Consider the following 21,872-nt stretch of genomic DNA (forward strand, 5'->3'; position numbering starts at 1 on the left):
CCGGCGTCAGATGCGCTCGATGATGGTGGCGGAGGCTATCGCGCCACCCGCACACATCGTGACCAGCGCAGTCGAACGGCCCGAGCGCTCGAGTTCGTGCAGGGCACTGGTGATCAGTCGCGAGCCGGTGGAACCGACGGGGTGGCCGAGCGCGATGGCGCCGCCGTTGACGTTGACCTTGCTCATGTCGGCCCCGTGGACCTGCGCCCAGGACAACACGACCGAAGCGAAGGCTTCGTTGATCTCGACGATGTCGATGTCGGACAAGGACATTCCGGTGCGCTCGAGTACCGCGCGAGTCGCGTCGATGGGGCCGTCGAGGTGGTAGTACGGGTCCGAACCGACGAGCGTCGACGCGAGGATACGGGCACGTGGCCGCAGACCCGACTCGCGCGCCTTGTCCTCACTCATCAGCAGTACGGCGGCCGCGCCGTCGCTGACCTGGGAGGAGTTTCCGGCGGTGTGGATTCCGTTCTCGATGACCGGCCGGAGACCGGCGAGTCCTTCCGCGGTGGTTTCGCGAAGACCTCCGTCACGCGTCACGGTCGCGATCTCACCGGTGGGCTCGCCCTCCTTGGTCACGACCGGCGCCTGCACCGGGACGATCTCGCGGTCGAAGCGCCCCTCGGCCCACGCGGCTGCGGCGCGACGCTGCGACTCGAATCCGAGAGCATCGACATCGTCACGTTTGATGCCGCGCTTGTGGGCGATACGTTCGGCAGAGGTGAACTGGTCGCCCATGTCGATCGACCAGTCGTCCGGATAGGGGTTGCCGGTGCCCGGGGCGTTTGCCTGGCCGAGGAACACGCGGCTCATGACCTCGACGCCGCATCCGATTCCGGCGTCGATCTGCCCGGACGCGATCAGGCCCGCCACCATGTGGACCGCCTGCTGCGACGAACTGCACGCGCAGTCGATGGTCGTCGCCGCGGTCGTGTACGGGAGACCTGCGTGGAGCCAGGCCTGCCGGGTCACGTTGTTCGACTGTTCCCCCGCCTGGGTGACGGCGCCTCCGACGAGCTGACCGATCTGGTCGGCGGGGAGGCCGGTGCGGTCGAGAACGGCCTTCTGGGCGGCACCGAGCAACACCGCGGGGTGGACCCCGGCCAGCTGTCCGCGGCGACGACCGATCGGTGTCCGCGCGGCCTCCACGATGACGACCTTGCTCATGCCTACTCCCAGCTCTCGAAGATATTGAAATTTATTCTAGTGACGGTGACCGCAGTTTCCTGCGCAGTCCCAACGAGCGGGACGGACCTTGCGGAATGCGATCTTCGAGAATTGCCCGTCAACGCGTACCGGCGGGCAGATCGACCAGCAGAAGGTCGCACGCGACGCGCAGATCGGACTCCACCTCGGGGATCGATATCCGCCCGTTGAGCGCGGACTGGACGAGACCGAACCACAGCGCCACGACCAACCGCACGACGGTCGCGTCCCGCACCGTGGGTTCCGCGATACCCGCGGCGGCCAGGAGCAGTCCGTCGAAGTGCTGGTCGATCTTCGCCACGTCGGGAATGGTGACGGCGTTCGACGACGCGGCGGATCGGATCATCGCGTTCGCCAGTAACGGAGTGCGCACGAGCGCCCGGGTGGCCTGCAGCAACGCGTCGTATACGACGTCGACAGGCGACGAGGACGACTGCGAGCGCCTGGAGAGGTGGATTCCCATCCGATCGATCCGATCCACCATGACCGCGACGAACAGATGGGTCTTGGACGGAAAGTAGCGGTAGAGGGTCCCGATGGCGACGCCGGCGAGTTCGGCGACCTCCTGCATCCGAACGCGTTCGAGTTCCTTCACCGCCCCCAACTGTGCGGCAGCGTCGATGATCCGGCCGTATCGCGCATGCTGTTCCGCCGAACTCGGTTCTGCGGCGTCCCGGGCCTCCGCAAGTCTGGGCATGCTCGGTTCCTCCCCTTCACGACCGGTGGCGCATCGACCACTGCGGCGACGAACGTTCCAGGTGGGCACGTCTCGTATCCCGCCTGATCCCGGCCAGTGGGACCTGTCCAGTGGGTGGACCAACCACCACCCGAGACTAGAATGAATACTAATTCCGGCGCGGTGCACTGACGAACCGCCGCCATCGAACAGGAGACGTTCCATGGGTGAATCCGTAAGTCTGGCCGGGCGCGCGGCGGTCGTGACCGGCGCCGGGGCCGGCCTGGGCCGCGCCGAAGCCCTCGCCCTCGCCGAGGCAGGCGTCGCAGTCGTCGTCAACGACGTGGGCGACGCAGCGCACGAGGTGGCAGAGGAAATCGTCGCGTCGGGAGGCCAGGCCATCGCCGTCACCGGCGACGTGTCCGACTGGGCTCTCGGCGGTCGCCTCGTCGAGGAATCGGTCAAGGCATTCGGGTCCTTCGACATCCTCGTCAACAACGCGGGCATCATCCGCGACAAGATGATCTTCAACCTCACCGAGTCCGACTGGGACGACGTGATCCGAGTGCACCTCAAGGGCCATGCCGCCACCTCACATGCGGCGGCGGTGTACTGGCGTCAGGCGAGCAAGGCTGCGGGTGGACCGGTCTACGGCCGCGTCGTCAACACCTCGTCGGAGGCCTTCCTCTTCGGTTCCGCCGGACAGCCGAACTATTCCGCTGCGAAGGCAGGCATCACGGCACTGACACTGTCCACGGCGCAGGGGCTGGCGCGCTACGGCGTCACCGCGAATGCGATCTGCCCCCGCGCACGCACCGCGATGACCGCGGAGGCCTTCGGCGAGGCCGGCGCCACGACCGGACTCGATCCCCTGGCGCCGGAGCGCGTGGCCACCCTCGTGCGTTACCTCGCCTCGCCGGCCTCCTCGGAGATCACCGGACAGGTGTTCGTGGTGTACGGAAAAATGGTCGCGCTCATGGCAGCGCCGACCGTCGAGAACTGCTTCGACGCAGCCGGTTCGGCATTCACGGTCGAGGAACTCGACGAGCAGCTCTCGTCGTACTTCATCGGCCGCGGCCCGTACGAGACCTACGCCGCCTACAGCATCGCGGAACTCGAGAAGGTCGCACTGGCCGTCGACTGATCGCTTGACACCGCACCCACGAAGGGAGCAAACATGAGACTTGCAGACAAGGTCGCGATCGTCACCGGTGGTGCCGGAGGGATCGGACGCGGCATCGTCAGAGCATTCATGGGCGAGGGTGCCCGCGTCCTGTTCGTCGACATCGACCGGCCCGCGGGTGAAGCCCTCGAAGCCGAGGTCGGCGAAGCCGGGAAATTCCTGTACGCGGACATCTCCGACGAGTCGAGCGCCGAGACGATCGTCGCGGCGGCCGTCGAACGGTTCGGAAAGCTCGACGTGCTCGTCAACAATGCGCACGCATCCCGACAGGCGCCACTGCTCGAGACCACACAGGAGATGCTCGACCTGTCGTTCGGCACGGGCTTCTATCCGACCTTCCGATTGATGAAGGCAGCGCACGCCCAGCTCGCCGCGAACAAGGGGTCGGTGATCAACTTCGCGTCGGGAGCCGGGATCGAAGGGAGCGCCACGCAGAGTTCGTACGCCGCTGCGAAGGAAGCGATCCGGGCGATCAGCCGGGTCGCGGCGAACGAATGGGCCGCGGAGGACATCAATGTCAACGTCATCTCGCCTCTGGCACTGACCGAGGGCGTCGAGGCGTACATCGCGGCCAACCCCGGCGTCGAGGAGGCGCTACTGGCGAAGACCCCGATGCACCGCTTCGGTGACCCGCAGGCCGATATCGGCCGTGTCGCGGTCTTTCTGGCCAGTGAGGATGCGTCCTACATGACGGGCCAGACACTCATGGTCGACGGCGGGACCATCACACTGCGCTGATCCACCGACGGACCGGATTCGACCGCCAAAGACGACGAGCGCCTCGGCACTTTCGTGCCGAGGCGCTCGTGCAGTTCCGAAGGGTCTTCGGAATCAGGCGGTCTTGTCGCGCCGTTCCCGATCGGTCTTGCGCGGCACGATCGTCGGAAGGACGTTGTCGTTGACGGTCTCGGCGGTGACCACGACCTTGGCGACGTCGTCGCGGCTGGGGATGTCGTACATCACGGGCAGGAGCACCTCCTCCATGATGGCGCGGAGCCCGCGGGCGCCGGTGCCACGGAGGATCGCCTGGTCGGCGATCGCTTCGAGTCCGTCCTGGGAGAACTCGAGTTCGACGCCGTCCATCTCGAACAGGCGCACGTACTGCTTGACCAGAGCGTTCTTCGGCTCCGACAGGATCTGGACGAGTGATTCCTTGTCGAGATTGGTCACCGACGCGAGGATCGGCAGACGACCGATGAACTCCGGGATCAGGCCGAACTTGATGAGGTCCTCGGGCATGACGTCGGCGAAGTGGTCGGTGGTGTCGATTTCGGCCTTCGACCGAACCTCGGCGCCGAAGCCGATGCCGCGCTTGCCGACGCGGTCGGAGACGATCTTCTCGAGACCCGCGAATGCACCCGCCACGATGAACAGCACGTTCGTGGTGTCGATCTGGATGAACTCCTGGTGCGGATGCTTGCGACCACCCTGCGGCGGGACGGATGCCTGGGTGCCTTCGAGGATCTTCAGCAGCGCCTGCTGCACGCCCTCGCCCGACACGTCGCGAGTGATCGACGGGTTCTCGCTCTTGCGGGCGATCTTGTCGACCTCGTCGATGTAGATGATGCCGGTCTCGGCGCGCTTGACGTCGTAGTCGGCGGCCTGGATGAGCTTGAGGAGGATGTTCTCGACGTCCTCACCGACGTAGCCGGCCTCCGTCAGTGCGGTGGCGTCGGCGATGGCGAAGGGCACGTTGAGCATCTTCGCGAGCGTCTGCGCGAGGTAGGTCTTGCCACAACCGGTGGGGCCGAGAAGCAGGATGTTGGACTTCGCGAGTTCGACCGTCTCACCGCGGGAGTCGCGGCCCTTGTCGCCGGCCTGGATGCGCTTGTAGTGGTTGTAGACCGCCACGGCCAGCGTGCGCTTGGCGTCGTCCTGGCCGATCACGTAGTTGTCGAGGAAGTCGCGGATCTCGGCCGGCTTGGGCAGCTCGTCGAGCTTGACCTCGCTGGTCTCGGCCAGCTCCTCCTCGATGATCTCGTTGCAGAGATCGATGCACTCGTCGCAGATGTAGACACCGGGGCCCGCAATGAGCTTCTTGACCTGCTTCTGGCTCTTTCCGCAGAAGGAGCACTTGAGCAGATCTCCGCCGTCACCGATACGTGCCATCAGTCAGGTCCCTACTTCCTCGTGTGCGTGCAACCGGTCCCGCAACCACCACACGGGGCGGTCCCGGGGAGCGGGCCCTTTGATCGACCGTACCCGGATGTCGGCGCGCAGGTCGACCGGTTCTGCGCGTTTCCGGTCATATTTGTACACCACAACATGTGTCGGCGATCACAGTCCCGGCGTCGGTGGTTCCGGAAGGCACCGTGCCTTCCGGAACCGCCTGCGACGTTCTACTTCTGGGCCGAGAGCTTGCGGTACTCGAGGACCCGGTCGATCAGACCGTATTCGACTGCCTGCTCCGCCGTGAGGATCTTGTCCCGATCGGTGTCCTTGCGGATCTGCTCGGGATCCTTACCGGTGTGCTTCGAGAGCGTGTTCTCCATGAGGGTACGCATGCGCTCGATCTCGGCGGCCTGGATCTCGAGGTCGGAGACCTGTCCCTGGATGCCACCCGTCGCGGGCTGGTGGATGAGCACGCGAGCGTTGGGCAGCGCCAGACGCTTGCCGGGGGTGCCGGCGGCGAGCAGGACGGCCGCGGCGGATGCCGCCTGCCCGAGGCACACCGTGGTGATGTCGGCGCGGACGTACTGCATGGTGTCGTAGATCGCCATGAGCGAGGTGAACGAACCACCCGGCGAGTTGATGTACATGGTGATGTCGCGGTCGGGATCGAGCGACTCGAGCACCAGCAGCTGGGCCATCACGTCGTTGGCGGACGCGTCGTCGACCTGGACGCCGAGGAAGATGATGCGCTCTTCGAACAGCTTGTTGTACGGGTTGGATTCCTTGACGCCGTAGCTCGAGTGCTCGATGAACGACGGGAGGATGTAGCGGCTCGCGGGCGAGGCAGGAGCGGCGCCGCCGAGCTGGCGCGGATCGAACATGTTGGTCATCGCTTCTCCAAGAATTCGGTGGTGTGAGGGCAGATCGGGCCGGGACCTAGTTGGCGGTGCCGCCGGCCTGCTGCGCCCGGGAGACGACGTGGTCGACGAAGCCGTATTCGAGCGCCTGCTGCGCCGTGAACCAGCGGTCGCGGTCGGAGTCCTTGGTGATCTGCTCCACCGACTGGCCCGTGTGCTCCGCGATGAGCTCGGCCATCTCGCGCTTGGTGTGTGCGAACTGCTCCGCCATGATCGCGATGTCGCTCGCCGTACCACCGATGCCTGCGGACGGCTGGTGCATCATGATCCGCGCGTGCGGGAGTGCGTAACGCTTGCCCTTGGTACCGGCGGAGAGCAGGAACTGACCCATCGAGGCGGCGAGACCCATCGCGAAGGTCGCGACATCGCACTCGACGAACTTCATCGTGTCGTAGATCGCCATACCGGCGGTGACCGAACCGCCCGGTGAGTTGATGTACAGGGAGATGTCGCGGGTGGGGTCCTCGGCCGACAGCAGAAGGATCTGCGCGCACAGTTTGTTCGCGATGTCGTCGTCGACCTGGGTGCCCAGGAAGATGATGCGCTCGCGGAGCAGGCGTTCGTACACCGAGTCGCTGAGGTTCAGCCCAGCAGTGGCCGAGGTCATCGCGGGACCGATGGATGTCGCCGGATTCTGAGGAGTCACGGGTACCTGCCTTCTCGTCGATCGTGGGTTGCTGACACTGACACTAACGAAACGGGGCGGCACCGGATGCCCGGTGCCGCCCCTCTTCGCTGAAAGCGGAAATTCGTGGCCCCTGGGGTTTCGAATCTCCGCGGGTCGTCCGACTACTCGGAGGCCGAGTCCTCGGTGGTCTCCGCCTCGGCGTTCTCGCCCTCGGCGTCATCGTCCTTCTTGGTGCCGAACAGCTCGGCGGTGTCGACGGTCGCACCCGTGGTGTCGGTCACGTTGGCGCGATCGACGACGGTGCCGAGCGCCTTGCCGCGGCGGACGTCGGCAAAGACGGCACCTAGCTGGTTGGCCTGGCTGATCTGCTGGATGAACTGCTCCGGCGGGATGCCGTAGCGCTGCGCCTGGAAGAAGATGCGCTCGGTCAGCTCCTGCTGCTCGACCGTGGTGTTCTCCGCCTCGGCGATCGCGTCGAGGAGCAGCTGGGTCTTCACCGAACGCTCGGCGGACTCGCGTGCTTCCTTGTCGAACTCCTCGCGGCTCGAACCCTGGGCCTCGAGCAGCTCGTTCAGCTTGGTCTCGTCGTGATCGAGCTCGTGGATCGCGTCGTGCAGCGCGCTGTCGACCTCGGCCTGGACGGCAGCCTCGGGAACCGGGATGTCGACGGTCTCGAGGAGAACCTCGAGGACCTTGTCGCGGATCTGGCCGGCCTGCTCGACCTGCTTGACGCGCTGGACGCGCTCGCGGAGGTCGGCCTCGAGCTCGCCGATGGTGTCGAACTCGCTCGCGAGCTGCGCGAACTCGTCGTCGGCCTCGGGCAGCTCGCGCTGCTTGACGGTGTTGACCTTGACGGTGACGACGGCTTCCTTACCGGCGTACTCGCCGGCGACCAGCGTGGAGGTGAACTCCTTCGACTCGCCGGCGGACAGGCCGATGATCGCCTCGTCGAGTCCGTCGATGAGCTGGCCGGAGCCGACCTCGTGCGACAGGCCCTCGGTGGCGGCCTCTGGAACCTCGTTGCCGTCGACCGTCGCGGACAGGTCGATGGAGACGAAGTCGCCGTCCTGCACCGGACGCTCGACACCCGTCAGGGTGCCGAAGCGCTGACGCAGCGACAGAAGCTGCTCGGCGATGTCCTCGTCGGTGATCTCGACGGGATCGACGGTGACGGCGATCTCGGAGAAATCGGGGAGGGTGATCTCGGGACGCACGTCGACCTCGGCGGTGAACGCCAGCTCGACGTTGTCCTCGAGCTTGGTGACGTCGATCTCGGGCTGGCTGATGACCTTGACGTCGTTCGCGGTCACGGCTTCGCTGTAGCGGCTCTGGATGGCCTCGTTGATGACCTGGTCCAGGACGGCTCCGCGGCCGACGCGGGCCTCGAGGATCTTGCGAGGTGCCTTACCGGGGCGGAAGCCCGGGATGCGGACCTGGCCGGCGAGGGCCTTGAAAGCGCGGTCGAAATCAGGCTGGAGCTCCTCGAAGGGCACCTCAACATTGATACGGACTCGCGTCGGGCTCAGCTGCTCGACGGTGCTCTTCACGGACATGCTCCTTCTGTCGTGCTCTCTTGTCGGTCGTTCGTGTCACTACTGAGCGCGCTGACGCTGTTCGATCTGGTCGGGATGACAGGATTCGAACCTGCGACCCTCCGCTCCCAAAGCGGATGCGCTACCAAGCTGCGCCACATCCCGGTCGTGAAGGCACCGCATCCGACCGCGGGACCCATCGCAGAATCCTACGGCCCCCCGATTATGAAATCCAAAGCGAGGTCCGGTACAGTCTCATCTCGCAAGCCGCAGCACCGGTCGACACCGGCACTGCAGGCGCAACGGGGATGTAGCTCAATGGTAGAGCCCCAGTCTTCCAAACTGGCTACGCGGGTTCGATTCCCGTCATCCCCTCCACGGAGGAAGCCCGCCGGGTGCACACAGCACCGGCGGGCTTCGTCGTTCCGGACCGTCCCGTCCGGCCCAGCCCATCCGCATTCCGACGACCGCACGAACCACCGCGTCGTGATTCCTCGTCGCGTCCCTCCAGCGGACGCGACCGCGAACGGGTGGGGCGTCGTCGGATGACACCGTAGGGGGTGTGGAGGGACCGACCCCCGCCCCACCTCCGGTCGGTCCCTCCACACCATCGAATGCCGTTCTCCGGTGTGAAATCCGAGTATCGTCGTCTCACCCCCGTAGGTCAGCGGTCGGTCGAGAAGGCGCCGGCGTCAACGACGGCGCCGGCTGTACCGACGGCGCCTCGCTATGCAGGGAAGCAACGATGCCTCGGCGCCACAGACCGACTCCGGACATGCCCCCGACCCCCGCTCCGACCGTCGGCGTCGAGGAGGAGTTCTTCCTCGTCGACCCGACCTCCGAACGGCTGACCGCGAGCAACGACCTCGTCGTGGCCGCAGCCGCCCGGCTCGGACTCGACATGGACTACGAGCTCAAACGCATCCAGGTCGAGGTGAACACACCGGTCTGCCGCAGCTCGGCCGAATTGCGCGCGCGTATCGTCGAGGGCCGGACCGTCGCAGCCGCGGCCGCGCGGGAGGCGCACGCGGGTCTGCTCGCGTCGGGTGTGTCGCCCACGCTCCAGAAGCTCGCGTCCGTGACGGATGTGCCGCGCTACCGGACGATGGCCGAGCGGTACGGACGTCTCGCCGAGGAGCAGGAGGTCTGCGGCTGCCACGTCCACGTCGGTGTCGCGGACCGCGAAACCGCCGTCCTGGTGTGCAATCACGTCCGGGTGTGGTTGCCCACCCTGCTGGCCGCGACGGCCAACTCGCCCATCCATCGGGGCCGCGACACCGGGTACGCCAGTTGGCGGGCGATCATGGCCTCCCGGTGGCCGTGCGCGGGTCCTCCCCCGCGGTTCACGTCGGCGGAGCACTACGACGCGATCGTCGCCATGATGATCGAGAGCGGCAACATCCTCGATCCGGGCATGATCTATTGGGACGTGCGTCCCTCGGCGCATCTGCCCACCGTCGAGATCCGGGTGAGCGACGTGCCGGCGACGGTCGACGAGACTGTTCTCCTGGCGATGCTCGTCCGCGCGCTCGTCGCCACCGCCGAACGAGAGGTCCGGGCGGGCATCACTGCTCCTCCGGTCGCCGACGAGGTCGTCCACGCCGCGTACCTGTGCGCTGCTCGTGAGGGGCCGACCGGACGTGCCGTCGACGTGTTCACCGGGCGGCCCACCACCGCGCAGCAGTCCTTCCGCGCCTTCCTCCGGTACATCGGCCCCCGACTGGAGGAGGCCGGCGACCGCCGGTGCGCGGTGGCGATGTGGGAGGCGATCCTCGCCCGCGGCACCGGGGCGATGCTGCAGCGACGCGCGTTCGCCCGCCGTCACGCCGTCGCCGACGTCGTCGACGCGCTCCACCGGGCGTTCGTCGCCGGACCGCAGACCCCTCCACTGTCCGGCGGAGCCCATCCCGCCCCGGACGTCCCCGCGCTCTGATCCCGCGACCTGCCGTTTGGAGCGCCTTCCCTCGGGTATTCGCGACCACACGAGCCAGGACGAGGGAGCACGTATGCGCGCGATGGTCTATCGCGGCCCCTATCGGGTCCGCGTCGAAGAGTAGGACATTCCCCGGATCGAGCACCCCAACGACGCCATCGTGCGCGTCGAGTTGGCGGCGATCTGCGGTTCCGACCTGCACCTCTACCACGGGATGATGCCCGACACCCGCGTCGGTACGACCTTCGGTCACGAGTTCGTCGGGGTGGTCCACGAGGTCGGGCCGTCGGTGCAGAACCTGAAACCCGGCGACCGGGTCATGGTCCCGTTCAACGTCTTCTGCGGGTCGTGCTTCTTCTGCGCGCGCGGCCTGTACTCCAACTGCCACAACGTCAACCCCAACGCCACCGCGGTCGGCGGCATCTACGGTTACTCGCACACCTGCGGCGGCTACGACGGCGGCCAGGCCGAGTTCGTGCGGGTGCCGTTCGCCGACGTCGGCCCAACCATCGTGCCCGACTGGATGGACGGCGAGGACGCCCTGATGCTCACCGACGCCCTCGCGACCGGCTACTTCGGTGCACAGCTGGGTGACATCGTCGAGGGCGACACGGTCGTGGTCTTCGGCGCCGGACCGGTGGGCCTGTACGCGGCGAAGTCCGCCTGGTTCATGGGTGCCGGCCGGGTCATCGTGATCGACCACCTCGAGTACCGGCTGGAGAAGGCCCGGACCTTCGCTCACGCCGAGACCTACAACTTCGCGGAGTACGACGACATCATCGTCCACCTGAAGAAGATCACCGGTCATCTCGGAGCGGACGTCGCCATCGATGCGGTCGGGGCGGAGGCCGACGGCAACTTCCTGCAGCACGTCACGGCCGCCAAATTGAAGATGCAAGGTGGCTCGCCGGTCGCGCTGAACTGGGCCATCGACGGTGTCCGCAAGGGCGGCACCGTCTCGGTGGTGGGTGCCTACGGCCCGATCTTCAGTGCCGTGAAGTTCGGCGACGCACGCAACAAGGGGCTGACCTTGCGGATGAACCAGTGCCCCGTCAAACGTCAGTGGCCCCGTCTGTTCGAGCACGTCCGCAACGGCTATCTGAAGCCGAACGACATCGTCACGCACCGTGTCCCGCTCGAACACATCCCCGAGGCCTACCACATGTTCTCGTCGAAGCTCGACAGGTGCATCAAGCCGATCATCGTCGCCGACGGGAGTTGAGGAGGATCCGCCATGGCCTACACCGCAGACAAGCCCGAACCCCCGGAGACCCCCGACCAACTGCGCGCCCGCATCCCCGGATGGGGAGTCGACCTGGATCCTCGCGATCGGCCCTCGGTGCCGAAGGAACGCTTCGCACCTGAGACGACCGGCGCGCACTGGGACTTCCCCGAACGCCAGCCCGGGTACGAGACCCGCGAACGCTCGATCGAGCATGCCTTCGTCACCCCGGTCTTCGGCACCACGGCGCCGCTGAAGGGACTGTCCGGCGTCGTGCGCAGGCACGCCTACTGCCGCTACAGCGAAGGCCGCGCCGCGCACTGGCTGCTCCTGATCGGCGCCGACCGCATCGACGTCGCCGAGAGCCGGGTCCGGGCCCTGATGCAGGGCCGTCCCGACAATCCCGTGACCGAGAGCGGGATCCGGTCGGAGATCACCGCGCACGGCGGGGCGTCGAGGCGGCGGAGTTCGCGTGCCGACGTCAACCACCAGTGGCTCGATCCGTTCGTCTCCGGCGCACCGTGGATCGCCGCAGCGGGTCTGGGCGCAGCGGTGGTGGTACGCCGGAAAGGGCGCTCACGGAGGTGAGAACCGGCACGTGGGGAGATCCCGAATCCAGCAACGACGTGTCACCTTTTCGACTCGATAGTGCAAAGCGAGAGTCAAGCAGGGGTGTGCGTCGTTCACGATATGAGACCGTCCCTCTTGTGAAGGACACCTCCGACGACCTCCCCCGGGCCCTCTCTCCCGGCTCCTCCGTCGTCGCCGCGGTCCTTCTCGATGCCACCCCCGACTGGGATCGGGTCGCCGCCGTGCTCGCGCCCGGCAACCACGAGTCGCCCAGTTTCCGGCACCGGGTGGTGGAACTGCCGTTCGGGCTCGATCCGCCGCGCCGCGCCGGGCATCCCGACTCGGATCCGCCGTGGCATCTCGAGCGGGTCGCCCTGCCCGCCCCGGCGACTTTCGAGGAGGTACTCGCCTACGCCCGCACGGCCCCCGACCCCTCGGGTCTCCGGCACCCGCGCTGGGAACTGACCTTGCTCGACGGCCTCGGCGGTGGCCAGTCGGCGCTGGTGATCCGGCTCCGGCATCTCGGCTCGGCACCCTCACCCGGTCAGTCCGAGTCCATGTTGTCGTGGGCGAGATCGGTGTCCGAACAGGGCGTCGAGTCGTTCCGCACCGCGGCGCACATGTTCACCTCGCTGGGCACCGGATTGATCAACGCCCTGCTCGGACGCACCGGCGACCACGAGGAGCCCGCACCCCGCGCGCCGCGACTGCACGTACTCGACGCGGATCTCGCCGCCCTGCGTCACGCCTGCGAACGCGCGGGCTGCCGCGTGTCGAGCGGGTTCTCCACTGCGATGCTCCTCGCGTGCAGCGAGTACCGGCGGCGGCACGGCCGCTCGATCGACGATCTGCGTGTCGTCGTCCCCGGGCCGGACGGCGGGGCGGTGCCTATGGCACCCGAGGACGAGGCGGACATCCACGCGATGGACACGGTCGATCTCATGCGACGCATCGACATCTCGTTCCCGTCCTCCGCCGGAGCACACTCCGACATCGCCGTCGGTCCGCGGGACGTGGTGGTGTCCACGCTCCCCGGTTCCCACGCGCCGCTCTACGTCGGCGGCGCGAAGATCGAGCGGTACTACGGCTTCGGTGCGGCCGACGGCGCGATGATGACCGCGTCGGCGATGTCCTATCGCGACACCTGCTGCATGGGCCTGGCGGTGGACCCCACGGTCGTCCCCAACCGCGATTCGTTCGATTCGTGCCTGCAGGAAGGGATGCGCGCGGTCCTCGGGGAGTGACTCCCCGCGTCGGTACGCTGGAGGACAGGACCCTCCCCCACCGGAAGGATCGGGCCGTGGAACTTCTGCTCATCCTCGCCGCCGTCGGTGCCGTGGTGTACTTCGTCTCCCGCTCCCAGAAGAGCACCACCCGTCACCGCACCGTCACCCTCGACGACGCCAAGGCCGACGCACGGCAGGCGATCGAGCGTCTCGGCGGCCAGATCTACAATCTGACCGGCACCGACGACGCCTCGCGTCAGGCGCTGGCGGACGCCTCCGAGCGCTTCACCGCCGCCGGCTCCCAGATCGAACAGGCGAACTCGCCGATGCAGGCGCGTCTCGCGAAACAGACCGCGCTCGAAGGTCTGTACTACATCCGAGCTGCGCGCCTGGCGATGGGCATGGACCCGGGGCCGGAGATCCCAACGCTCGACGGACAGAAGTCCGCCGGCGAGGTCACCGAGAAGCGCACCGTCGACTTCGAGGGCCGCACCATCGCCGCGTCGCCGTCACCGTCCTCCGCGACGCCGAACTACTACCCCGGCGGCCGCGTCGCGGGCCGGCCTGTCCCTGCGGGCTGGTATTCGGAGCCGTGGTGGAAGCCCGCCCTGGTCGCGGGCGCGTGGGGCGTCGGCTCGATGATGCTCTTCTCGACGATGTTCGCCGGGATGGCCGGTGTCCCCTACGACGCGCAGGCATTCGAATCCGGTGTCGGTGATCCGTCGGCGGAGACAGGTGCCGGCGACGACTTCGGCGGGGGCGACGAGTACGGAGGCGGTGACGACTTCGGTGGCGGAGACGGCGGCGGATTCGATTTCGGGGGCTTCGATTTCTGAGTCGGATCTGCTGAGTCGGATCTGCTGAGTCGGGTCAGCTCGGCTGACAGACCGGGCACCAGAACAGGTTCCGCGCCTGCATGACCGAGTGCAGAACGGGAGTCCCGCAGATCCGGCAGGGTTCGCCGGCACGGCGGTAGACGTACGTCCGGGGCCTGTTCTTGGCGTAGGCCGGTGCGCCGTGGTCGTGTTCGGGTCGCACGACGTGCATGCGCCCGTGCTCCACACCGACGTTCATCAGTTCGACGAGGTCGGCCCAGATCGCGTCGAACTCTCTGCGGGACAGCTTGTTTCCCGGACGTTCCGGATGGATGCCGTGACGGAAGAGCACTTCTGCGCGGTAGACGTTGCCGACGCCGGCGATGACGGCCTGGTTCATGAGCAACGCGCCGATCGCGGTGCGTGATCTGCCGATACGGCGCCATGCCCGCTCGGGATCGGCGTCGGGTCGCAGCGGGTCTGGACCGAGCCGGGCCTCGATCGTCTCGACCTCGCCGGGGGTGAGCACCTCGCACGCCGCCGGACCACGCAGGTCGCTGCCGTGGCGCGCGCCGATCATCCGCATCCGCACCTGTCCGACCGGTTCGCCGAGCGGCAACTCGCGGTCGGTGAACTCACCGTAGATACCGAGGTGCACGTGGACGGCGAGACCGCCCTCGTAGTGGTGGAAGAGATGCTTGCCCCACGCGTCCGCGTGGGTCAGGACGCGCCCGTCCACGGCGGCGGCACCGTCGGCGAAGCGCCCCTGCGGACTGGACACCCGCACCGGCGCACCCGAGTACCACTCGTGGTGCAGCCGGGCAAGCCGGTGCAGGATGTGTCCTTCGGGCACGGATCAGGCAGGTGCGCCGGGCACTGCCGGAGCCTCGCCGGTCTTCTCGTACTCGGCGAGGATGTCGATACGGCGCTGGTGACGCTCCTCGTTCGACCACTCGGTCGACAGGAAGGCGTCGACGATCGCGAGGGTCTCCTCGAGGCTGTGCATGCGGGCACCGATGCCGATGAGCTGCGCGTTGTTGTGCTCGCGCGCAAGCTTGGCGGTGTCGACGCTCCAGGCGAGGGCGCAGCGCGCACCTCGCACCTTGTTGGCGGCGATCTGCTCGCCGTTACCGCTGCCACCGAGCACGATACCGAGGCTGCCCTCGTCGGCGACGGTGCGCCGAGCAGCCTCGATGCAGAAGGCCGGGTAGTCGTCGAGGGCGTCGTACTCGAACGCACCGCAGTCGATCGGCTCATGGCCGTTCTTCTTCAGGTGCTCGATGATCTCATTCTTCCGTTCGAAGCCCGCGTGGTCGGCTCCCAGGTAAACGCGCATGGGCCGAGTCTAACGAGACTCGTCCGCTCGCCCGCAGGCGCCGTTCGCCGTGCGAGGGGCGGGTCGGAGCACACCCCGCCGGGGCGGGTCAGAGGGCACCACGCCGGGGGCGGGTCAGAGTGCACCGTAGCGCGGCGGGTGGGTGCCGCTGGCAGTCCGGAGGCCGCGAGCCGTGATGCATCACGGTAGTCCGCACCCGACCCGAAGCCGAGAATCGAATTCGGAGTGAGTACAAGTCTGTACGGCGGAGCGTTGCGACCTTCGGTCCCGAGCGTGGCGAACCCCGCCCCGGCAGGTCAGCGGCGCATCGCCCAGACCTTCGGGCCGCCGTCCGGCAGCTCCACGACACCGGTAACGACGAATCCGAGACGTTCGTAGAGCGCGACGTTCGCCTCCGAGGAGGTCTCCAGACAGGCCGCGACCCCCTGCCGCTCGGCCGCGCGAAGTCCTGGTTCGAGGACGGCCCGTCCCAGGCCGCGCCCCTGCGAGGCGGGATCGACGCCCACCGTGGCCAGGAACCACCCTGGCTCGCTCGGTTGCAGTTCCGCGGTGGCCTGCTCGGCCAGTTCGGCGGCGCGGGCACGATCACCCCGCAGCTCCGTCACCCGATCGGAGACGGACGTGAACGCCTCCTCGAGTCCGGTGGAGCCGGGCGTCGTCCAGACGGCCACGGCGTCGACGTCGTCGGAGACCCATACCTCGCCGCAGCGCATGCCGATCTCGGCGAGGAAGAGCCCTTGGAGGTCGCGGACCCGGGTCTCGTGGTCCCGGCCGTCGACGGTGTAGCGGGTGAACGGATAGTCGCGGAACGCTCGTCCGAGCGTTGCCGTCGCCTTCTCGACATCGTGCACCGTCGCCGGTCGGACCACATGATCGTTCGACACGCCGTTGCACTCTACCGAGCGCCACGGCGGTGCCCGGTCAGGAGAAGTCGGGCTCCTCGTCGCGGCTGCGCTTGAGCTCGAAGAAGTGCGGGTAGGACGCGAGGGCAACCACACCGTCCCATACCTTGCCGGCCTCTTCCCCGCGCGGGATCTTCGACAGGACGGGCCCGAAGAAGGCGATGCCGTTGACATGGATCGTCGGGGTACCGACGTCCTGGCCCACCTTGTCCATGCCGGCGTGATGGCTCGTGCGCAGAGCCTCGTCGTAGGCGTCACTGTCGGCGGCCTCGGCCAGCGAGGCGTCGAGGTCGAGTTCGGCGAGCGACGCGGCGATCACGTCCGCGAAGTCCTTGTTGCCCTCGTTGTGGATGCGGGTGCCCATCGCCGTGTACAGCGGGGAGAGGATGTCGTCGCCGTACTTCTGCGCCGCAGCGATCGCGACGCGCACCGGGCCCCAGGCTTTCGTCATCAGCTCGGCGTACTCCTCCGGCAGGTCGCGCCCCTCGTTCAGCACGGCCAGGCTCATGACGTGGAAACGCGCCTCGATGTCGCGCACCTTCGTGACCTCGAGGATCCAGCGCGAGGTGATCCAGCACCACGGGCACAACGGATCGAACCAGAAGTCGGCGATGTCCTTGCCGGTCGAGGACGCGGCGGTCAGGTCGCTCAAGAGATCTCCTCACAAGAGTTCGTACGGGCCGGACAACTACAAGCATGTTCAACACGGCCCCGTCGACGATTCTTCCTGAACCGGGCCGTAGTGCGGGCGGTAGCCGTAACGTCGGAGCCGGGAAGCAGGTCCGGCACGCATCACAGCGGAGGCACCACGATGTCGGGTGAGGAAACGTTTCTGATCGTCGGCGCGGGTCTGGCCGGCGCCAAGCTGGCAGAGGAACTGCGCGCCCGCGACTTTCCCGGGCGCATCCTGCTCATCGGCGCGGAGGAGCACCTGCCCTATGAGCGACCGCCGTTGTCGAAGGACTACTTCGCCGGACGCAAGCAACTCACCGACTTCACGGTGCACGACGGCGACTGGTACCGCGACCACCGCGTCGAACTGCTGCTCGGCACGAAGGTCACCGCGATCGATCCGGCCGCCCACACGGTGACGCTGCCCGACGGGTCGACGCTCCACTACGACAAGCTCGCGCTCGCCACGGGCTCGACTCCCCGCACGGTCCCGATTCCCGGAGCCGACGCCGAACGCGTGTACGTCATGCGCACCATCGAGGACTCCGATGCGCTGCTCACCGCGATCCAGGGCGAGACCGACCACGCGGGATGGCTGGCCGTCATCGGCGCGGGATGGATCGGCATGGAGATCGCCGCGAACGCCCGCGACCGGGGCGCGGGCGTGGTGGTCGCGGAGACCGCGAAGCAACCCCTGTCCGGTGCCCTCGGCGAGGAGATGGGTGCGGTGTTCGCCGACCTGCACCGCGCGCACGGTGTCGATCTGCGGACGAACACCTCGGTGCGCGAGATCGTCGCCTACGACGGTCGCGCGAGCGGCATCCGGTTCGGCGACGACAGTGTGGTGCCCGCCGACGCCGTGCTCGTCGCGGTCGGGGCGCGCCCGAACATCGAGCTGGCCCGCGACGCCGGACTCGCGGTGGACGACGGCGTGCTCGTCGACGCATCGCTGCGGACGAGCGACCCGGACATCGTCGCTGTCGGCGACATCGCGTCGGCGGAGCATCCGCTGCTCGGCACCCGTGTGCGCGTCGAACACTGGGCGAACGCCCTGAACCAGCCGGCCGTCGCGGCCGCGACGATGCTCGGACGTGAGGCGACCTACGACCGGCTCCCCTATTTCTTCACCGACCAGTACGACCTTGGCATGGAGTATGTCGGGCTCGCGCCCCGCGACGCGCGGGTGGTCACCCGCGGCGACGTGCCGGGACGGCAGTTCCTCGCGTTCTGGCTCGACGACGAGCAGCGGGTCCGGGCGGGGATGAACGTCAACATCTGGGATGCCGGGGACGACCTCCGCGCACTCATCGCCTCCGGGCGGCCCGTCGACGTCGGCCGGCTGACGGACACCACGGTGCCGTTGTCCGACGTCGCTCCGTGAGGGTTCGCCGATCATGATGGGATGGACGCCGACCGACATTCCGTCGTGAGAAGGAGTTCTCCCGTGGCACCACCGAATCTGACCCGCGAGCAGGCCGCCGAACGGGCCGCGATCCTGTCCGTCGACAACTACAGCATCGAACTGGATCTCACCGACGGTGCCGGCGCGCCGGGCACCACGACCTTCCGATCGGTGACCACCGTGCGATTCGACGCGACCGAGGGAGCCTCGACGTTCATCGACCTCATCGCGAAGACCGTGCATTCGGCGACCCTCAACGGCGACCCCGTCGACGTGTCCGGATACTCCGAGGAGACCGGCATCGCCCTTACCGGGCTCGCCGCTCACAACGAACTCGTCGTCGACGCCGACTGCCTGTACACGAACACCGGCGAGGGCCTGCACCGGTTCGTCGACCCCACCGACGACGCGGTGTACCTGTACTCGCAGTTCGAAACGGCCGACGCCAAGCGGATGTTCGCGTGCTTCGACCAGCCCGATCTCAAGGCCACCTTCGACCTGCAGGTCACCGCGCCGCAGGACTGGGCCGTGATCTCCAACGCCGACACCGTACAGACGGCGGCCGCGCAGCCGGGTCTGCACATCTTCCGCACCACCCCGCGGATGAGCACCTATCTCGTCGCGCTCATCGCCGGTCCGTATGCCGTGTGGTCCGACGAGTACACCGACGAGCACGGCACCATCCCGCTGCGCATCTTCTGCCGAGCGTCGCTCGCGGAGTACATGGACGCCGACCGGCTGTTCACCGAGACCAAACAGGGCTTCGGCTTCTACCACGCCAACTTCGGGATCCCCTACGCCTTCGGCAAGTACGACCAGCTGTTCGTGCCCGAGTTCAACGCCGGGGCGATGGAGAACGCCGGAGCGGTGACCTTCCTGGAGGACTACGTCTTCCGGTCCAAGGTCACCCGCTACTCCTACGAGCGCCGCGCCGAGACCGTCCTGCACGAGATGGCGCACATGTGGTTCGGCGACCTCGTCACCATGCGCTGGTGGGACGACCTGTGGCTCAACGAGTCGTTCGCGACGTTCGCGTCGGTGCTGTGCCAGGCCTCGGCCACCGAGTACACCAACGCGTGGACGACCTTCGCGAACGTCGAGAAGTCGTGGGCCTACCGGCAGGACCAGCTGCCGTCGACGCACCCGATCGCCGCCGACATCCCCGACCTCGCCGCGGTCGAGGTCAACTTCGACGGCATCACCTACGCCAAGGGCGCGTCGGTGCTCAAGCAGCTCGTCGCCTATGTGGGGCAGGAGCCCTTCCTCGCCGGTCTGCGCGAGTACTTCCGCGACCACGCCTACGGCAACGCCACCTTCGACGACCTGCTCGCCGCGCTGGAGAAGGCCTCCGGCCGCGACCTGTCGGACTGGGGTGCCCAGTGGCTCAAGACCACCGGCCTGAACATCCTGCGACCGGACTTCGAGGTCGACGACCAGGGACGCTTCACGCGTTTCGCGGTGGTGCAGGAAGGTGCCCAGCCCGGCGCCGGTGAGTTCCGCGTGCACCGCCTCGCGATCGGTGTGTACGACGACGACGGCTCCGGCAAGCTCGTCCGCACGCACCGCGTGGAGATCGACGTCGACGCCGCCGAGCGCACCGAGGTCCCCGATCTGGTGGGCGTGCCGCGCGGCGCGTTCGTCCTCGTCAACGACGACGACCTGACGTACTGCTCGGTGCGGCTCGACGAGGAGTCGCTCGCAACCGTCATAGACCGGGTCGGCGACATCGCCGAGTCGCTGCCGCGCACCCTGGTGTGGTCGGCGGCGTGGGAGATGACCCGTCAGGCCGAGATGAAGGCGCGCGATTTCGTCGCCCTCGTGCAGCGCGGTATCGCCGCCGAGACCGAGGTCGGTGTCGTCCAGCGTCTGCTCATGCAGGCGCACACCGCGCTGGAGAGCTACGCCGACCCGTCCTGGGCCGCGGAGCAGGGCCGGGCGGACTTCGCCAACCGTCTGCTCGAGCTCGCCCGCGAGTCCGTCGCCGGCTCCGACCATCAGCTCGCGTTCGTCAACGCGCTGACCACCGCGTACCTGTCTCCCTGGCACACCGAGGTGCTCGAGGAGCTGCTGGGCGCCGATCCGGCGACGGTCGGCCTGCCCGGGCTGACGGTCGACACCGATCTGCGCTGGCGGATCGTCCAGGCGCTCGCCGCGGCGGGTGAGGTCGACGCCGAGGGCGTGGAGTCGCCGTTCATCGACGCGGAGGCCGAACGCGACCCGACGGCCGCGGGTGCCCGCCAGGCGGCGGCCGCCCGCGCGGCCCGTCCGCAGGAGGCCGTCAAGGAGCAGGTGTGGCAGACCGTCGTGCACGACGACAGCGTCCCGAACATCACGGCGCGCGCCGTGATCGGCGGTTTCGCCCCGGCCGGTCAGGGCGAATTGCTCGAGCCGTACGTCGCGCGGTACTTCGCGGAGGTGCCGGGAGTGTGGGAGCGTCGTTCGAGCGAGGTCGCGCAGACCGTCGTGATCGGGCTCTACCCGTCGTGGTCGATCAGTGAGCAGTCGGTGGCTGCGGCAGACGAGTTCCTCGCCGGCGACCATCCGCCGGCGCTGCGCCGGCTCGTCGTCGAGGGTCGTGCCGGGGTCGTGCGCTCGTTGAAGGCACGCGCGTTCGACGCGTCCTGACGCGCCGACCTCACCGAACGACCGTGGGCGGTGCCCACATGAGACGCCCACATGAGACGACTGTGGCCCGCCGCCTCTCCTTCGCGGAGTGGCAGCGGGCCACAGATGGTCGTGGGCTCCGGACTAGGGAGCGACCATGGCGTTCGCGATGACGCGGACCGCACTGGTGATGCCGTCGAGCAGATTCCCCTGGCCGAAGGACGACACGGCCGCGGTCACGCCGAGCTGCAGCACCCGGTCGGTGGCGCGGTCGGCGGCGGTGCGACCCGAGCGAATCTCGATGCTCCGCTGGTTCGGGAAGACGGCGACGAGGACCGAGTTGTCGGCGTCCGGCGTCGTCGGCAGCAGGGCGTCGGTCGCCGCGGCCGGATTCTCGTCGTCACCGATGTAGACGGTGAACCGCACATTGGTGATCCGCGTCGCGTGCGTGAGCGTGTCGTCGAGGGTGATGAGGTCGCGGTCCTTGAAGGGCGCACCCGTGAAGGCCTGACCGAGACCGCGCACGGCGGAGATGCGTCCGCTCGCGGTGAGTGCCGCACCGTGCGGCAGGTTCTCCGGCGCGACGACCGGACGCTGGATCACGTCACCACTTGCCACTTGCGGTACCTCCGATCAGCTCCGCCGAGGTCAGAGCGGCATGACCGTGACCATGATGCGGGTATTTCCAGGGATGGGTCGATTCGTCGGTCGCGGTCCACAGGAGCGGTCCGTGCTCCCATTTCCGGTCGAGCGTGTACGGGTCGTCCGACGGCGTGGAGCCCGGGTACTTGCTCAGGACGAAGGACAGCCCACCGAAGACCAAGACGATCAGCAGCGGGATGCCGACGAAGATCAGGGTTGTCTCGAGAATGCTCACAGCCAAACGTTAGCCCAGCCGGGCCCGAAAGGCCTCATATGCCCCGGAGAACGGCC

General features: G+C 67.8%; 21 protein-coding genes and 2 tRNA genes. 10 read left to right on the forward strand and 13 right to left on the reverse strand.

From position 1 onward, the window contains the following. Positions 1-6: 6 nt before the first annotated feature. A complete protein-coding gene (locus tag ACQR3U_RS01995) occupies positions 7-1,170 on the reverse strand; it encodes a steroid 3-ketoacyl-CoA thiolase (RefSeq protein ID WP_230809558.1) in 1,164 nt (387 codons plus the stop codon). Positions 1,171-1,288: 118 nt separating this feature from the next. Further along, positions 1,289-1,906: a TetR family transcriptional regulator gene (locus tag ACQR3U_RS02000; protein WP_230809559.1), complete on the reverse strand. Its 618-nt coding sequence runs from the start codon at positions 1,904-1,906 to the stop codon at positions 1,289-1,291. A 202-nt stretch (positions 1,907-2,108) separates the two neighbouring features. On the opposite strand from ACQR3U_RS02000, the gene ACQR3U_RS02005 reads away from it, so the two are divergent. Together ACQR3U_RS02005 and ACQR3U_RS02010 are read left to right on the forward strand one after the other, a co-directional pair. Further along, on the forward strand, positions 2,109-3,029 hold the full coding sequence (locus ACQR3U_RS02005; protein WP_230809560.1) for a 3-oxoacyl-ACP reductase: 921 nt from the start codon (positions 2,109-2,111) through the stop codon (positions 3,027-3,029). A 33-nt stretch (positions 3,030-3,062) separates the two neighbouring features. Further along, positions 3,063-3,806 carry an SDR family NAD(P)-dependent oxidoreductase gene (locus ACQR3U_RS02010; protein WP_006551143.1) on the forward strand — a complete coding sequence of 248 codons (744 nt, stop codon included), beginning with the start codon at positions 3,063-3,065 and terminating at the stop codon, positions 3,804-3,806. Positions 3,807-3,899: 93 nt separating this feature from the next. On the opposite strand, the gene clpX is transcribed toward ACQR3U_RS02010, so the two are convergent. The 5 genes from clpX to ACQR3U_RS02035 all read right to left on the reverse strand — a co-directional run bounded on the left by clpX (position 3,900) and on the right by ACQR3U_RS02035 (position 8,422). After that, positions 3,900-5,177: an ATP-dependent Clp protease ATP-binding subunit ClpX gene (clpX, locus tag ACQR3U_RS02015; protein WP_006551142.1), complete on the reverse strand. Its 1,278-nt coding sequence runs from the start codon at positions 5,175-5,177 to the stop codon at positions 3,900-3,902. 230 nt (positions 5,178-5,407) lie between these two features. Then, positions 5,408-6,070, reverse strand: coding sequence for an ATP-dependent Clp protease proteolytic subunit (locus tag ACQR3U_RS02020; protein WP_016691867.1), 663 nt, complete (start codon positions 6,068-6,070; stop codon positions 5,408-5,410). A 46-nt stretch (positions 6,071-6,116) separates the two neighbouring features. Next, positions 6,117-6,743 (reverse strand): ATP-dependent Clp protease proteolytic subunit, encoded by a 627-nt coding sequence (locus tag ACQR3U_RS02025; protein ID WP_016691866.1) that lies wholly within the window; start codon positions 6,741-6,743, stop codon positions 6,117-6,119. 143 nt (positions 6,744-6,886) lie between these two features. After that, on the reverse strand, positions 6,887-8,272 hold the full coding sequence (gene tig, locus ACQR3U_RS02030) for a trigger factor (RefSeq protein WP_346772272.1): 1,386 nt from the start codon (positions 8,270-8,272) through the stop codon (positions 6,887-6,889). 73 nt (positions 8,273-8,345) lie between these two features. Then, a tRNA-Pro gene (locus ACQR3U_RS02035) sits at positions 8,346-8,422 on the reverse strand. 139 nt (positions 8,423-8,561) lie between these two features. Here ACQR3U_RS02035 and ACQR3U_RS02040 point away from each other — a divergent pair. The 6 genes from ACQR3U_RS02040 to ACQR3U_RS02065 all read left to right on the forward strand — a co-directional run bounded on the left by ACQR3U_RS02040 (position 8,562) and on the right by ACQR3U_RS02065 (position 14,044). Further along, positions 8,562-8,635, forward strand: a tRNA-Gly gene (locus ACQR3U_RS02040). A gap of 397 nt (positions 8,636-9,032) precedes the next feature. Beyond that, positions 9,033-10,190, forward strand: coding sequence for a carboxylate-amine ligase (locus tag ACQR3U_RS02045; RefSeq protein ID WP_230809561.1), 1,158 nt, complete (start codon positions 9,033-9,035; stop codon positions 10,188-10,190). Between the two features lie 127 nt (positions 10,191-10,317). Next, positions 10,318-11,412 (forward strand): zinc-dependent alcohol dehydrogenase, encoded by a 1,095-nt coding sequence (locus ACQR3U_RS02050; protein ID WP_230809630.1) that lies wholly within the window; start codon positions 10,318-10,320, stop codon positions 11,410-11,412. 12 nt (positions 11,413-11,424) lie between these two features. Then, complete coding sequence (locus ACQR3U_RS02055) at positions 11,425-12,000, forward strand: hypothetical protein (protein WP_230809562.1); 576 nt, start codon at positions 11,425-11,427, stop codon at positions 11,998-12,000. Between the two features lie 119 nt (positions 12,001-12,119). Further along, the gene (locus tag ACQR3U_RS02060; protein WP_006551136.1) at positions 12,120-13,226 is read left to right on the forward strand and encodes a wax ester/triacylglycerol synthase domain-containing protein; all 1,107 of its coding nucleotides are present in this window, start codon (positions 12,120-12,122) and stop codon (positions 13,224-13,226) included. Between the two features lie 56 nt (positions 13,227-13,282). Beyond that, entirely contained in the window at positions 13,283-14,044 is a 762-nt protein-coding gene (locus tag ACQR3U_RS02065; protein ID WP_230809563.1) for a DUF1542 domain-containing protein, read from the forward strand. Between the two features lie 34 nt (positions 14,045-14,078). Here the strand turns inward: ACQR3U_RS02065 and ACQR3U_RS02070 are convergent, their stop codons facing one another. The 4 genes from ACQR3U_RS02070 to ACQR3U_RS02085 form a co-directional block, all read right to left on the reverse strand. Beyond that, a complete protein-coding gene (locus ACQR3U_RS02070; protein ID WP_230809564.1) occupies positions 14,079-14,876 on the reverse strand; it encodes an Fpg/Nei family DNA glycosylase in 798 nt (265 codons plus the stop codon). A 3-nt stretch (positions 14,877-14,879) separates the two neighbouring features. Further along, a complete protein-coding gene (locus tag ACQR3U_RS02075; RefSeq protein WP_230809565.1) occupies positions 14,880-15,359 on the reverse strand; it encodes a ribose-5-phosphate isomerase in 480 nt (159 codons plus the stop codon). A 296-nt stretch (positions 15,360-15,655) separates the two neighbouring features. Beyond that, positions 15,656-16,243, reverse strand: coding sequence for a GNAT family N-acetyltransferase (locus ACQR3U_RS02080; RefSeq protein WP_024100565.1), 588 nt, complete (start codon positions 16,241-16,243; stop codon positions 15,656-15,658). A 37-nt stretch (positions 16,244-16,280) separates the two neighbouring features. Next, entirely contained in the window at positions 16,281-16,913 is a 633-nt protein-coding gene (locus ACQR3U_RS02085; RefSeq protein ID WP_006551131.1) for a DsbA family protein, read from the reverse strand. Positions 16,914-17,072: 159 nt separating this feature from the next. Here ACQR3U_RS02085 and ACQR3U_RS02090 point away from each other — a divergent pair, with 159 nt between their 5' ends. Both ACQR3U_RS02090 and pepN read left to right on the forward strand, forming a co-directional pair. Further along, positions 17,073-18,314: an NAD(P)/FAD-dependent oxidoreductase gene (locus ACQR3U_RS02090; protein ID WP_019289039.1), complete on the forward strand. Its 1,242-nt coding sequence runs from the start codon at positions 17,073-17,075 to the stop codon at positions 18,312-18,314. Between the two features lie 63 nt (positions 18,315-18,377). After that, the gene (pepN, locus tag ACQR3U_RS02095) at positions 18,378-20,960 is read left to right on the forward strand and encodes an aminopeptidase N (protein ID WP_230809566.1); all 2,583 of its coding nucleotides are present in this window, start codon (positions 18,378-18,380) and stop codon (positions 20,958-20,960) included. A 123-nt stretch (positions 20,961-21,083) separates the two neighbouring features. Here the strand turns inward: pepN and ACQR3U_RS02100 are convergent, their stop codons facing one another. Together ACQR3U_RS02100 and ctaJ are read right to left on the reverse strand one after the other, a co-directional pair. Further along, a complete protein-coding gene (locus ACQR3U_RS02100) occupies positions 21,084-21,557 on the reverse strand; it encodes a DUF5130 domain-containing protein (protein WP_006551128.1) in 474 nt (157 codons plus the stop codon). Continuing rightward, on the reverse strand, positions 21,544-21,816 hold the full coding sequence (ctaJ, locus tag ACQR3U_RS02105; RefSeq protein ID WP_006551127.1) for an aa3-type cytochrome oxidase subunit CtaJ: 273 nt from the start codon (positions 21,814-21,816) through the stop codon (positions 21,544-21,546). The genes ACQR3U_RS02100 and ctaJ overlap by 14 nt, the downstream gene beginning before the upstream one ends. Positions 21,817-21,872 lie beyond the last annotated feature (56 nt).

Source organism: Rhodococcus sp. IEGM1339 (genome assembly GCF_050321925.1).
Classification (GTDB): domain Bacteria; phylum Actinomycetota; class Actinomycetes; order Mycobacteriales; family Mycobacteriaceae; genus Rhodococcus; species Rhodococcus pyridinivorans.